Origin of the sequence: Roseibium sp. MMSF_3247 (genome assembly GCF_030733765.1) — a bacterium.
Classification (GTDB): domain Bacteria; phylum Pseudomonadota; class Alphaproteobacteria; order Rhizobiales; family Stappiaceae; genus Roseibium.
The window spans coordinates 92476-105988 of the sequence record NZ_JASHII010000002.1 but is presented as its reverse complement, the minus strand read 5'-3'; the positions used below and the strand labels follow the sequence as shown (position 1 = coordinate 105988).

Sequence of the window (13513 nt, the reverse complement as noted above, 5' to 3'; positions counted from 1 at the left end):
GCTCGGTCCCGGATCAAATCCGGGACGGCATTAAATAAAGCGCCGTATTTATCCGCGCCGCCCCGGACCTGATCCGGGGTCCGTCGTGATGGACAGAGCAGTGGGTCAGATCGCCCCTAAATCCCGTCACCATCCATCCCAAGAACACTCAGGAACCCGCGCGCCCTCAAATACGCAACGATCTCATCCGCCACCTCTTCCGCCGGGCGTCCGACGTTGTGGATGCGGATTTCCGGGTTCTCCGGGGCTTCATAGGGGCTGTCGATGCCGGTGAAGTTCTTGATCTCTCCCGCTTCCGCCTTGGCATAAAGCCCCTTCGGATCGCGTTTTTTGCACTCCTCGATCGGCGTGTCGACAAACACCTCGATGAACTCGCCCTCGCCCATCAGATCTCGTGCCATCCGCCGCTCGGAACGGAACGGCGATATGAAGGAGACCAGCGTGATCAGCCCGGCATCGGCCATGAGCTTGGCAACCTCGCCCACCCGGCGGATGTTCTCCACCCGGTCCGCATCGGTAAAGCCGAGATCCCGGTTGAGCCCGTGGCGCACGTTGTCGCCGTCAAGCGTGTAGGTGTGCCGGCCTTCCGCATGCAGGCGCTTTTCAACCAGCGAGGCAATGGTCGACTTGCCGGAGCCTGACAGCCCGGTGAACCACAGAACCGCCGGCTGCTGGCCCAACGTGCTGGCCCGTGCCTTGCGGTCGACGTCGAGCGCCTGCCAGTGGATGTTGGTTGCCCGGCGCAGCGCGAACCACACCATGCCTGCCCCAACCGTCTGGTTGGTCATCCGATCGATCAGGATGAACGATCCGGTGGTCCGGTTGGCTTCATAGGGGTCAAAGGCAACGTCAGAGGAAAGGCTCAAGTTGCAGAACGCGATCTCGTTGAGGTCCAGCGTCTTGCCGGCCACATGCTCGAACGTGTTGACGTTGATCTTGTGCTTGATCTCCGTAACCGTCGCATTGACCGTCTTCGCGCCGATCTTCAGGAGATACGAGCGGCCTGGCAGAAGCGCGTCTTCCGACATCCAGATTAGGTGCGCGGCCATTTGATCCGCTACATCCGGACGGGCCGACGGTGTTGCCAAAAGATCGCCGCGCGAGATGTCGATCTCGTCCTGAAGGGTCAGTGTGACGGCTTCGCCCGCGCGGGCTTCATCCACCTCGCCGGTCGGCGCGATGATCTGCTTGATGGTGCTGGTTTTGGCAGGGCCTGCCACAACGATCTCGTCCCCGACGGCCACCCGGCCGCTGGCGATCGTTCCCGAATAGCCGCGGAAGTCGAGGTTCGGCCGGTTGACCCATTGCACGGGGAAGCGGAACGGGGCTTCCAGCTCATGCTCGCCCACCTCGATCGTCTCCAGATGCTCCAGGAGCGTTGGACCGGTGAACCAGTCCATGTTCCCGCCCTTGGCCGTAACATTGTCGCCAAAGCGGGCGGACATCGGGATCGCCACCAGGCTTTCAAAGTCAAAGCCGCTGGCGAAGGTTTCAAAGTCCTTCCGGATTTCGTCAAAACGCTCTTCTGAGTAATCAACGAGATCGATCTTGTTCACCGCCAGCACCACATGTCGGATGCCGAGCAGCGAGGCAATGAAGGCATGGCGGCGGGTCTGAACCTGCAGGCCATGGCGGGCGTCGACCAGCAGCACAGCCAGATCGGCGGTCGAGGCGCCGGTCGCCATATTGCGGGTGTATTGCTCGTGACCCGGTGTGTCGGCGACGATGAACTTGCGCTTGTCGGTGGCAAAGAAGCGGTAGGCCACATCAATCGTGATGCCCTGCTCGCGTTCTGCTTCCAGCCCGTCGACCAGAAGCGCCAGATCAATGTCCTCGCCGACCGTGCCGTGTTTCTTCGAATCCCGCTCAAGAGCTGCCAGCTGATCCTCGAAGATCAGCTTGGTGTCATAGAGCAGACGGCCGATCAGGGTCGACTTGCCGTCATCCACAGAGCCGCAGGTCAGGAACCGCAGCTGGTCCTTTTGCTCCTGGGCAGCCACATAGGCGGCAACAGCTTCGGAACTGGTCAGGGTGTCTTCAAGAACGCTCATCAGAAATACCCCTCACGCTTTTTCTTTTCCATCGAGGCGCTTTCGTCCTTGTCGATCAGGCGGCCCTGGCGCTCGGACGTGCGGGCAATCAGCATTTCCTTGACGATGTCGGGCAAGGTCGTAGCATCCGATTCAATGGCGCCCGTCAGCGGGTAACAGCCGAGGGTGCGGAAGCGGATCATCTTTTCCTGAACAACCTCGCCGGGCTGCAAGGTCATCCGCTCATCGTCGACCATGATCAGCATGCCGTCGCGTTCAACGACGGGGCGCTTGGCGGCCAGGTAGAGCGGCACCATCGGGATGTTTTCCGTCAGGATGTACTGCCAGATGTCGAGCTCGGTCCAGTTGGAGAGTGGAAACGCCCGAATGCTCTCGCCCTTGGCAACCCGGGCATTGTACAAGTTCCAGAGCTCGGGTCGCTGGTTCTTCGGATCCCAGCCGTGGGAGGAATTGCGGAAGGAGAACACCCGTTCCTTGGCACGGGACTTTTCCTCATCGCGCCGCGCACCGCCAAAGGCTGCGTCGAACCCATATTTGTCGAGCGCCTGTTTGAGCGCCTCGGTCTTCATGATGTGCGTGTGTACCGAAGAGCCGTGATCGAACGGGTTGATGCCCTTCTCCACGCCTTCCTGGTTCGTGTGCACCAGAAGCTCCAGACCCAGCTGCTTGGCCGTCTCGTCCCGGAAAGTGATCATGTCGCGGAACTTCCAGGTGGTGTCCACATGAAGCAGCGGAAACGGCGGTTTGGACGGATAAAACGCCTTCATCGCCAGGTGCAGCATCACGCCACTGTCCTTGCCGATGGAATACAGCATCACCGGATTGGAAAACTCCGCCGCAACCTCCCGGATGATGTGGATGCTCTCAGCCTCCAATCGCCGCAAATTGCTCAGGCGTTCTGGCGTCAGATCTGCCGACATTATGTTCATAACCGTTGTTTTCCCAAAAACCGGTTTACCGTGACTCTGTCTGATGGCTCAGTCCAGACGATTTTCCGGAAATGCCATTAAACTGGCCGGCACACGAAATGGAGTGGATCAATCCTCCATTTCAGACGTGCTCAACCTTGCAAGCCGCGCCGGACAACTCATTGAAACTTTTCAATTCATGCCCGTTTGTGATGCGTTAGAGATAGAGAACGGGCGGTAATCAATTCAAGGAATGGCATTCCACGATTCCGGCCAATAATAAAATCTGTCTCTTTTTTCAGTGGTGGGGCTCCAGGGGATTTCCGCGGCTTCAGTGCAATCCTCTCGGCAGCGTTCGGCTGATTCACCGATTGGAAAGCATTCATTAATAGCATGATGGGCGATGTGCATGTGATCCTTGAAGTACCGGTTCAAACAGTCATGTCCGAAGACAAACAGGAACAGGCGCCAGTGAGCGGCCAAGAAACCCGGACGGCAGACGACCGCCCGCGGCGGACGCGTGTCTTGAAAAAAGGCAAGATCATTTTCCAAGGCGGCCTGAGGTCCTTCCCCTGCATCGTGCGCAACCTCTCCGATGGCGGAGCGATGTTGCAGTTCGAGACCGCCTTTATGGCGCCGCCACAATTCGAGCTGCAGATTGATCTGGAGAACTTCGAAGTCACTTGCGAAAAGCGCTGGGAAGACGGGCTGAAGATGGGTGTTCAGTTCATCAGCGAAAAACGCATTGTCGGCGCACAGCGGGCCCAATCTCTCAAAACGTCAGAGGAAGCGCTAAAGTCCGAAATTGACCTCCTGCACGACAGTCCGGACAATTTCTTCACTCGTCAGCATATGATGGATGATGGCAAACGCGCTCAGCAGCAGCCTGTGCGCCGTGCCCGCCCGGCTGGCTCCGGCAAACCGGCCTTCGGCAAGCGGCGCTGACCGAAGCGCAAGTAATCGCTCGCGCTCCGCGCTTACTGGCTACTCAGCTTCAGATCCGTGAAAGATCATCGCGAGACAGGTGATGTCGTCGGATTGAGCTGCCTCAGCGGCAAATCTCGAAACTTCGGCGTTTAGCGTCTCGATCCACCCTGTTGCGCTCGCGTTTTCAGAGGTCTCAATAAGGTGCTTCAACCGGTCATGACCGTAAAGCTCCCCGTTCGGATTGAGGGCTTCCGTCACACCGTCGGTCACCAGCAGCACACCATCGCCGGGCGCGATCTGGCGCATTCGGGTTGGATAGTCCGTATTTTCAAAAACACCCGCGATCGGTCCGAGGCTTTCGACCCGCTCACAGTTCCCGCAATTGCCGAGCCAATAAACGTCTTCGTGTCCGGCACTGGAATAGGAAAGCATGCCGGTTTCCAGATCAAGGCATCCGTAAAACAGTGTCACGAACATGCATTCCGGATTGTCGTCGGCAAGCACATCGTTCAAGCGGCTGATCACGGTGCCTGGTGGATGGCCTTCCCGGGCAAGCGTTTTCAGGATCATCCGCGAGACGCTCATGAACATGGCAGCCGGCATGCCTTTTCCGCAGACATCGCCAATGGCAAAGCCAAGTTTGCCGTCTCCGACCATGAAGTAGTCATAAAAATCCCCGCCAACATCCTTGGCCGGGATCATGGATGCGGCGATGTCGAATGTTTCTCCAAATGCGCCCGGATCGATGTCAGACGGCAGGAAGGAGCCCTGCACCTTGGCCGCCATGCGCATTTCTTCCCGTTGCGCGCTCTTTTCGCGGATCTCACCCGCCATCTTTTCGAAGACATGGGCGAACTGCCCGAACCGGCCCGCCTCCGCCTTCAAGGTTTCCAGCATGCCGGGTTGAAACGCGTCGTTGCTGAGCGCTTCTGCGGCCTGGGTCAAGGTGGCAATGGCCCCGTTCATCCCCTGAAGGCGGCTTCCAAGAGCGCCGATGATGGTCAAGATGGCGTCCGGATGATCGATCAAGAGACCGCGGACAACATCGCGGTCCAGCCTCAGAAGCTGCACCGCATTGCGCGCGCGAACGGTTGCGGTCCGGGGACTGCGGGCGAAAACGGAAATCTCACCGACCATGTCTGGTGCCGTCAGCACCGCCAGCGTGACGTCGCCATGCGGGGTGTCGACATCCACCGACAATTCACCGGACACCAGAAGATAGGCAAAAGACCCCGGATCGCCCTGGCGAAACAGAACCGTCCCGGCGGCGGCATCTTCAATCGGACAGGCAGCAGCAATATTACGCAGGTGTTGCTCGTCCATGGAGGCAAAAATGTCGTGCGTCTTTAAAAGCGCGACCAACGTTTCAAGGTCAGCACTTACGCTTGAGAACCGTTCGCCGGACGGATCCATTAGATGCCTTTCAGGTTGTTGCTTAAGCCCACGTTGCTTTTGAGTTGAACCATCCCGAAGGCAAGAGCACAAGGGGCAACTCACATCCCGCCCGACATCCGGAAACGGCGAACCGTCCTTGGGCAACCAGCGCAAACGTCAGACGCTTTAGTCTGTCGCCAATTTGTATTTGCCGAAGATCTCGCCGCCATAGTCGACATCGCCGATGAAACGTGCCCCCATTCGCTTAAGAGCCCCCAGTTTCTTTCGGGACGGCGGCAAAAGAAAGGTCACAAACGGGATCCGGTCATCAGCCCGAGCGAAGGCAAGTGCCTTTCGGGTAATGGCGATCCCGAGGCCGAAGCAGTCGGGCTTCAGAACAAGACCGAAGTCCCACTCGTCTCCCTCTTTCTGAAAGCCGCCCCAGCCGGCATACCGGCCATGATTGAGAAATGCCCAATGCCCCAGCCCATCGCGCTGCCAGCACGCTTCTTTGGCTGCGATGAACTGAGCAGCCGTTTCGTCATCCCAAGCCTTTGTCAGAAGCGGCATATGCGCTGCAAGACGCGGGTCGTTCATATGCGCGGTCAACTCCGCGAGGGAAATTGATGTCAGGCGCACAAAGCTGATGTTGGCGGGAGACATTGTACCCCGGTTTCCATGGTTCTATTGGTCGTTCGCGGGTTAGATCGAGATAACCTCATGCCGGGTCAAGGCCGGCGGGCTCTAAAGCGATCAACTGTGCGTGTGCCTGCTTTGCCCCCTTACAAAACCCGCTGTTTTATTGAGAGCTCCGCCACTCTTGAGACGGCCTGAGGTCCCCGTCTATTGCGCTGTCCAGCCGCCGTCGACCGGGATGGTCGTGCCGGTGACGTTGTGGGCAACCGGATGACACAGCCACAGCGCCAAGGCACCAATTTCCGATGGGTCGGAGGTGCGTCGAGTCGGTTGTTTTTCAGCCAGAAGATCGGCAATTCCCAGATCCCGGTCGCCGCCATGAAGGGCGGCTCGGGCGGCAACCTGCGGCTCGATGATCGCGGTTTCGGTCCAACCTGGCGCGATGCAGTTGACGGTGACACCGCCTTTGGCCTTGGTGCCGGCAGCGGCATGTTCCAGCGCGGCGACCTTGCTCATGCCGACCAGGCCGAATTTTGAGGCGACATAGGGCGCCTTGTTCACCGATGCGACGAGGCCATGGACCGAAGCAATGTTGATCACCCGGCCATACCCCTTCTCAGCCATGACGGGCAGCGCCTTTCGCATCGTGTGAAAGGCGCCGGACAGATTGACATCGATGATGGCTTCCCAGGTCGCTGCATCGAGCTCGGCGTAGCTGGCGGTTTTCTGAATACCGGCATTGTTCACCAGAATGTCCGCGCCACCCCAGTCAGTCACCTCCTGCATCATCGCTTCGATGGCCGCCACATCCCGCATGTTGGCATCAAAAAAACGGGCCTCCGGTGCACCGGCCGCCTCAACAGCGGCCACAGCCTCCGCGACCTCCTCCGCTGTCGCAAGACCATGAACGCCCACCCGAGCGCCGGCGCCTGCAAGGCTTTTTGCAATCGCCAAACCAATGCCTTGAACAGACCCGGTCACCAGGGCGGTTTTTCCGGTCAAATCACTCATGTTCGTTCCCTCCATCCATCAGCTGTTGTCTCAGTTCGGTCTTCAAGACCTTGCCGTAATTGTTCTTCGGCAACGCCTCGACGAAGTGGTAGGTCTTCGGCCGTTTGAACCGGGCAATCTGCTCCAGGCACAAGGCATCGAGTTCTGATGCTTCCACGTTGTGCCCGTTGAGACGCACCACAAAGGCAACGACGATCTCGCCCCACTCCGGATCTTCCTGGCCAATCACGGAAACCTCATGCACCGCTGGATGGCTGAGCAGCACTTCCTCCACTTCTCTCGGGTAGATGTTTGTTCCACCGGAAATGATCACATCCTTTGAGCGGTCCTGAAGCGTCAGATAGCCGTCCGGATCGAGCCGCCCCATGTCCCCGGTCCACAGCCAGCCGTTTCGCAGCGTGTCTTCAGTCGCGGCCGGGTTCTGCCAATAGCCTTTCATGACCGTTGCTCCGCGCACGACAATCTCCCCCACCTCGCCGGCGGCAAGATCTTCGCCGCTTTCATCAACAACGCGCACCCGTACCGAAGATTGCGCCGTCCCCACGGAATTCAGCCGGTCCCGCCATCTTGGATGGCTGCGATCGGACACGTCGGCCCTGGAGAGCGCGGTGATCCCCATCGGGCACTCCCCCTGGCCGTAGATCTGAACGAACCGGGTTCCCATCACCTCCACCGCCTCCAGAATATCGGCCTCATACATCGGCCCTCCGGCGTAAACGATGGTGCGCAGCCCCATACCGTTGAGCTCCTGGGCCTTGGCGACATCCACCATCCGGCGCACCATGGTGGGCGCCGCGAACATGCTGACACATTTTAGGCTCGGCGCGATTCGGAGAACTTCTTCGGCATCAAATCCGCCGCTTTCCGGTACGACGTGCCGCGCGCCGCGCAAGACATGCATGAAGTTGTAAAGCCCGGCGCCATGGCTCATGGGAGCAGCATAAAGAATGGCTCCGCCCGACTTGACCTCGTCCACATCGACAAAAAAATTGTACGTCATCGAGGCAATGTTGCCGCAGGTGATCATGACCCCCTTCGGCCGCCCTGTTGTGCCGGACGTGTAGAACAGCCAGGCGAGATCGTCCTCATCCAGCGGCACGGGCTCTGAGCGCGGGGCTTTAGATCGCATCGCGTCAAAGGCCTCGCTGCCAGTCACGACACTCTGTGCATCGCCAGACAAAAGACCAGATAGGGCCTTGGCGGATTTCTCATCGCAGAAAACCAGTTTTGCACCGGCATCTTCCACCATCCAGGCTGCTTCCCGCCCGTGCAGCTTGGCATTGATCGGCACGGCAGCCGCGCCGGCCCACCAAATGCCATAGAGCGCTTCAAGATAGGCTGTGCTGTTTGCCATGAAGACCGCGACCCGGCCGCCTTTGGAAACGCCGCGCCCTTGAAGGGCGTGTGCAATCGCCCCGGCTGTCTCCGCAAATGCCGCATAATCAGCCACCTGGCGCACACCGATGAAGAGCGCCGGTGCCTCAGGTGATTTTGCCGCTGTGCGTTTCAGCCATTCTGCGGGGTTCATGCCCTTGCCTCCCTTTTCTCCCTTCCGGATACTATCTGCGCGCTTTATCTGGATATTCCGGCAAAACACGTAATGGAGATCGAATGGAGGAGCTGGCTGCCCTTGCCTTTGAGCATGCGCCGATTGGACTGGTTTACTCAGAAGACCGGACCATCCGGAAATGCAATCCGCGGTTTGCGGCGATGTTTGAATATGACACCGCCGCGCTGACCGGTGTCTCCCTGTCGGTGCTTTATCCCTCTTCGGAAGAGTTCCTGCGCATCGGCAAGATCGGGGTCAGCAAGATGCTGGGCAGCGGCACTTATCAGGACGAGCGGATCATGCGCCGGAAATCCGGTGCCCTGTTCTGGTGCCGGGTACGCGGGCAGTCGCTGGACCCTGATCACCCCTTCGCCAAGGCCATTTGGAGTTTTGCCGATATTTCAGAAGACCGGCCGCTCGCCGACATGAGCGTGCGCGAGCGTCAGGTGGCGACCATGCTGGCCGAGGGCCTGACGTCCAAGGAGATCGCCCGCGCGCTCGACATCTCCCACCGCACGGTAGAGGTTCACAGAGCCCGCTTGATGAAAAAGTTCAACGCCCGCAACAGCCTGGAGCTGATCGCCCACATCGCCGGTGTGCCGGTGTAGGACGCCGCATGTGAAACGTCAGCTGCACGGCCTGTTAAGTTCATTCCACCAAAACAGATGCCGCTCCACACTGGAGCCGTTCAACACCGCGTTCTGTTCAGGTGTGGTTTAGTCATCGCACTGCGGAACGATCGCTTGCACACCCTTCCAGATTTTCCGCTTCAGGCGAAAGCAAGTAATGAATAAATCAATGCATGCATTAATCTCATGCCATACAAGTCGATTGCAATTTTCAATTTAAAGTATCTAAACTCACCACCCTTCAATCAAAAATTAGATCAGAATTAATAAGTCTAATTTAATAAACTTCTGTCATTTCTTGCAGTAGAGGGGCACGTTCATCGAGGGAAGCTATGGGGAAATATGCCAGCGACACACCTGATGTGTTGAATAGGCTCTGCGCAGCACCTCTTTTATTCAGCAAGCAACTCTCAAACAATTCAGCATTCTCTGCATTGCAACGCAGCCTTTGCATTACATTGCCCGCTATATTGCTCGGCGCCTTCGCCCTTTTGATAAAATACCCGCCTTTTGTTCAAACAGGCACCGGTCACAACTTTCATTTCGGACAAGATGTAGAGGTTGTGCTGGATGCGGTGATTAACTCGACCTTCGGCATCGCGTCACTCATCGTGATCGTGAGTTACGCCTACATCTACACAAACAGCGTGAACAGCCAGAAGCGCCGCCCTGTTGCGCACCCGCTTCTCACAATTCTGGTTGCACTCACCAGCTTTTTCATCTTGATCGCACAGGCAGACAGCTCTCAACTCCTGGCCTCTCTCTCCATAAGCCAGGGATTGCCCACGGCCCTGTTCGTTGCTGTTGCAAGCACCGGCCTGTTTCTCTTCCTGTGCCGAAAGAACCTCTTCCGTTTCCAGACCCGCGCGCTCAGCAATGAGGCAATGCTTGGCGATATCTATGGCGTCCTGCCTGCCGCGCTTACAACGCTGATTGTGTTCGCGGGCCTGAAAGGCGTTCTGCTTACCATCGGGTCTGAGCATGTGACCGCCGAGCTTCAGGCACAACTGAACGGCATGGTCGGGAACATCGACAATTCGCTTTGGGGCGGCCTGAAATATGTTCTGTTGTCACAGGTGCTCTGGCTGTTCGGCGTCCACGGCCGGAACATGCTCAACGGTGTTTCGGATTTGCAGCTAATCCCCGCTGCCGACGAAAATATCGCACATGTCGCCGCGGGCTTGCCGCCTACAAACATCATCACATCTCAGGTGTTCGACCTCGTCCACGTCGGCGGCTCCGGCGCAACGCTTGGCATGATCATCGCCATGCTGGTTTTCAGCAAATTGACCGTGGTGAAGCGCTTCGCCCTGCTGGCGTTGATACCGGCATTGTTCAACGTGAACGAACCGATCATTTACGGCATCCCGATCGTCCTCAATCCGTTGTATGCGCTGCCCTTTCTGCTGGCACCACTTGTAAACACCGGCGTTCTTTATGGTGCGATGCTCCTGGAGTGGATGCCCTTTACGAGCTACGGCGTCGCCTGGACGACGCCTCCAATAATCAACGCATATGCTGTCACAGGCTCTTTCTCCGGGGCCGGAGTTCAAGCCGTCTGCCTCGTGCTGTCGGTCCTCATCTATGCCCCGTTTGTCCGCCTGACTGACACCGTCAGCACGCTGACGATACGAGAGTCTCTGACGGACCTTTTGCGATTTTCAACCGGAACCGAAACGCCCAGCACTCCGACAAAGTTGTTGCAACGGAACGGTGTTGTCGGCCGGGTGGCCCGCGCCCTTGCCATCGATTTGGAAGCCGTTCTGGATAAAAGGCAGGGTCTTCACCTGGAGTATCAGCCACAGATCAATGCCTGCGATGGCAGCGTGTGCGGTGTTGAAGCTCTGCTGCGCTGGAATCATCCGATATACGGCTACATCGCTCCACCGGTGATCATCCAGCTGGCGGAAGATATGGAGATCATGCCGCAACTTGGCGAGTACATACTCGAACTGGCGTGCCGCACCCGGGCCGATTGGACCGGTTTTGTGGCGGCCGATTTCAAGATGTCAGTCAATGTGACGCCGTCCCAGGTTCTTCAGCACGATTTTGCAGATGTGGTGAAACAGACACTCGCGCGGTATGCACTGGACCCTTCGGCTGTAGAACTTGAGATTACCGAGAGCACGGTCCTGTTGCCGGATGACAAAGTCTTTGAGGCGATCGAAAACCTCAGGGCTGTTGGTGTCCGGTTTGCACTCGACGATTTCGGAATGGGACACACCTCTCTCAGGTACATGCAGGCTTTTCCGATAGATACGGTGAAAATCGACCGGTCTTTGACCCGGTCATGCCATGGCGAGATCAATGGGCACATCTTGAAGTCGATTTTTGACCTCAGCGCATCTTTGGGCTTTGCGACCGTCGTTGAAGGCATTGAAACAGAAGAGGAAAAGGCCTGGTTCTCGCAATCTGGTTGCACCAGCTTCCAAGGTTATCTGTTCAGCCGCCCCTTGGAGGCGGATGACTTCGTGACCTTTTATATCGAAAACGCCCAGCTGCATGCGCCATTGACCACCGCTTTGGACGCTATGAAGAAGACCAAGGCACCGGCCAGCCGCACACGATCGGTGGCATAAGCGAGCTGGAATACGGGCAAGGCTAGACGCCACGTGGCATCATTGCTGTTGGTCAGGCGCGTCCATTCCGGAGGGCGAACGCCAAGGCGAGGTATTGCACGCCACATGCCATTGCAACTGTGCTGACGAGATCTTCAGTCGCTCAGAACCAAACGTATTCAATTTTTCGGAAAGAAAAATTGGCTGGGGTGGAAGGATTCGAACCTTCGCATGCCGGTACCAAAAACCGGTGCCTTACCGCTTGGCTACACCCCAATGCCGTGGGAAGGGTGTATACCCATCTCGCCGGACAAGCGCAAGCCTCCCAAGTGCGTTTCTTTTGATTGGTAAGGATAGTTTTCCCCAACTCGGTAAAACAGTCGTCAAACACCATGGATTTCTGCTTCGGCCCGGCCTCCCAGCCCCCGCCTCAGCACCGGTGATTTTCTCAAAACCTCCGCGAACCGGCTGGAATTGTTCACAGTTTTAAAAAAGTGGACCGGTCACAGGCAAAGTCCTTGCGATGGTGGAGAAGCTTTGCTAAATGACCGTCCACGCAGCGTGGGCTTGCCCCGCTGTTCCCGATGGATTTAAATGAAATCCAAATTCTAGTCGGAGTGTAGCGCAGCCTGGTAGCGCACCTCGTTCGGGACGAGGGGGTCGGAGGTTCGAATCCTCTCACTCCGACCATTTTTCTTTCCTGCAGTGTTTATTGGATCGCAGCCGCTTTTCAGTTTGGCGGACGGTGGAATTGCCTGATCACCCGGCCTCAGTCTCTCTCACTGCTTCTATTTGGCTTTTGTTCGGTCATCCAGGACTTCTGCATTCTTGATGCCGTCTGCGGATTGCTGGCCGCTGCGTTGCAGAGCAAGTTTTTGAAGGTCCTCGACTTCATCGTGCTCGTCCACGATTTCAGCGCCCAGAAGGGTTTCCAGCACATCCTCCATCGTGATCAAGCCGGCCGTGCCGCCATATTCGTCCTGAACCAGTGCAATGTGCGCGTCATTTCCCATCAGCTTTTCGAGCAGGGTATCGAGATCTTCGTTTTCGGAAATCCGAAGAATATCCCGGCGGAGCGTTGAGACACTGGCATCGTTGTGCCCGTTGACCGCTGTGAGAAGAAGATCCCGCGTCAGCAGGAATCCAGACACTTCATCGATCGAGCTCCCTGTCACAAGCATGCGGGAAAACGGATAGCTTTCCCGCGATTTGACCACCTCTCCGACGCTCATCGCTTCTGGGACATGCTCAATGACCGTTCGGGGCGTCATCACTTCCCGCGCAGAGATTTCCGGAAGCCGAAACAGGTTCGTGACCACACGGGTTTCGTCTTCCTCCACAATCCCCAAACGGTTGCCAACGGTTGCCAAAGCCGAGATCTCCTCCCGGGATACCTCATGCTTGGGATCACCTTTGGTGAGAAACTTTGTAATCCCCTGGCTCATCCAGACCAGCGGCAATTGGGCAGCGATCAACCACGGCAGCACCCGAACCGCAAAGGGGACCAGTGCCCGCCAATAAGTCGCGCCCAAGGTCTTTGGAATGATTTCCGACAGAACCAGGATGGCAAGCGTCAACACGGCTGAAAACACACCCACCCCGGCATCATCAAAAACAAGGGCGGCTTGAGCCCCGGCACCCGTTGCCCCGACGGTGTGCGCAATCGTGTTGAGAGACAGAATGGCGGCAAGCGGCCGTTCAATGTCCGAGCGGAGTTTTCTCAGGCTTTCGGCGAGCTTGGGCCGATCCTCGTTCGCAGATTCCACAAAGGACGGCGTGATCGACAACAACACGGCCTCGAGTATCGAGCAGAGAAAGGACACTCCGATGGCAAGCACCACGAATAGGATCAATAGGGTCAAATTCTTCT

10 protein-coding genes and 2 tRNA genes are annotated in these 13513 nt (G+C 57.5%); 4 read left to right on the top strand and 8 right to left on the bottom strand.

Annotation, left to right across the window (positions count from 1 at the left end):
- Positions 1 to 116 precede the first annotated feature (116 nt).
- Positions 117 to 2051, bottom strand: a complete 1935-nt coding sequence (cysN, locus tag RBB44_RS05920; protein ID WP_306146468.1) for a sulfate adenylyltransferase subunit CysN — start codon at positions 2049 to 2051, stop codon at positions 117 to 119.
- Complete coding sequence (gene cysD, locus RBB44_RS05915) at positions 2051 to 2971, bottom strand: sulfate adenylyltransferase subunit CysD (protein ID WP_209177807.1); 921 nt, start codon at positions 2969 to 2971, stop codon at positions 2051 to 2053. Before cysD ends, cysN begins: the two co-directional genes overlap by 1 nt.
- A gap of 399 nt (positions 2972 to 3370) precedes the next feature.
- Here cysD and RBB44_RS05910 point away from each other — a divergent pair, with 399 nt between their 5' ends.
- On the top strand, positions 3371 to 3904 hold the full coding sequence (locus tag RBB44_RS05910; protein WP_306146466.1) for a PilZ domain-containing protein: 534 nt from the start codon (positions 3371 to 3373) through the stop codon (positions 3902 to 3904).
- A 39-nt stretch (positions 3905 to 3943) separates the two neighbouring features.
- On the opposite strand, the gene RBB44_RS05905 is transcribed toward RBB44_RS05910, so the two are convergent.
- The 4 genes from RBB44_RS05905 to RBB44_RS05890 all read right to left on the bottom strand — a co-directional run bounded on the left by RBB44_RS05905 (position 3944) and on the right by RBB44_RS05890 (position 8435).
- Positions 3944 to 5299, bottom strand: coding sequence for a PP2C family protein-serine/threonine phosphatase (locus RBB44_RS05905; RefSeq protein WP_306146465.1), 1356 nt, complete (start codon positions 5297 to 5299; stop codon positions 3944 to 3946).
- A gap of 147 nt (positions 5300 to 5446) precedes the next feature.
- Positions 5447 to 5923, bottom strand: coding sequence for a GNAT family N-acetyltransferase (locus RBB44_RS05900; protein ID WP_306146463.1), 477 nt, complete (start codon positions 5921 to 5923; stop codon positions 5447 to 5449).
- A gap of 180 nt (positions 5924 to 6103) precedes the next feature.
- Entirely contained in the window at positions 6104 to 6907 is an 804-nt protein-coding gene (locus RBB44_RS05895) for an SDR family NAD(P)-dependent oxidoreductase (protein WP_306146462.1), read from the bottom strand.
- Positions 6900 to 8435 carry a class I adenylate-forming enzyme family protein gene (locus RBB44_RS05890; protein ID WP_306146461.1) on the bottom strand — a complete coding sequence of 512 codons (1536 nt, stop codon included), beginning with the start codon at positions 8433 to 8435 and terminating at the stop codon, positions 6900 to 6902. Before RBB44_RS05890 ends, RBB44_RS05895 begins: the two co-directional genes overlap by 8 nt.
- 83 nt (positions 8436 to 8518) lie before the next feature.
- On the opposite strand from RBB44_RS05890, the gene RBB44_RS05885 reads away from it, so the two are divergent.
- Both RBB44_RS05885 and RBB44_RS05880 read left to right on the top strand, forming a co-directional pair.
- The gene (locus tag RBB44_RS05885; protein ID WP_286189764.1) at positions 8519 to 9064 is read left to right on the top strand and encodes a PAS and helix-turn-helix domain-containing protein; all 546 of its coding nucleotides are present in this window, start codon (positions 8519 to 8521) and stop codon (positions 9062 to 9064) included.
- Between the two features lie 353 nt (positions 9065 to 9417).
- The gene (locus RBB44_RS05880; protein WP_306146460.1) at positions 9418 to 11664 is read left to right on the top strand and encodes an EAL domain-containing protein; all 2247 of its coding nucleotides are present in this window, start codon (positions 9418 to 9420) and stop codon (positions 11662 to 11664) included.
- 180 nt (positions 11665 to 11844) lie between these two features.
- Here RBB44_RS05880 and RBB44_RS05875 read toward each other — a convergent pair.
- Positions 11845 to 11919: transfer RNA gene (locus RBB44_RS05875), tRNA-Gln, on the bottom strand.
- Positions 11920 to 12256: 337 nt separating this feature from the next.
- Here RBB44_RS05875 and RBB44_RS05870 point away from each other — a divergent pair.
- A tRNA-Pro gene (locus RBB44_RS05870) sits at positions 12257 to 12333 on the top strand.
- Positions 12334 to 12431: 98 nt separating this feature from the next.
- Here RBB44_RS05870 and RBB44_RS05865 read toward each other — a convergent pair.
- Positions 12432 to 13505: a CNNM domain-containing protein gene (locus RBB44_RS05865; protein WP_306146459.1), complete on the bottom strand. Its 1074-nt coding sequence runs from the start codon at positions 13503 to 13505 to the stop codon at positions 12432 to 12434.
- Positions 13506 to 13513 lie beyond the last annotated feature (8 nt).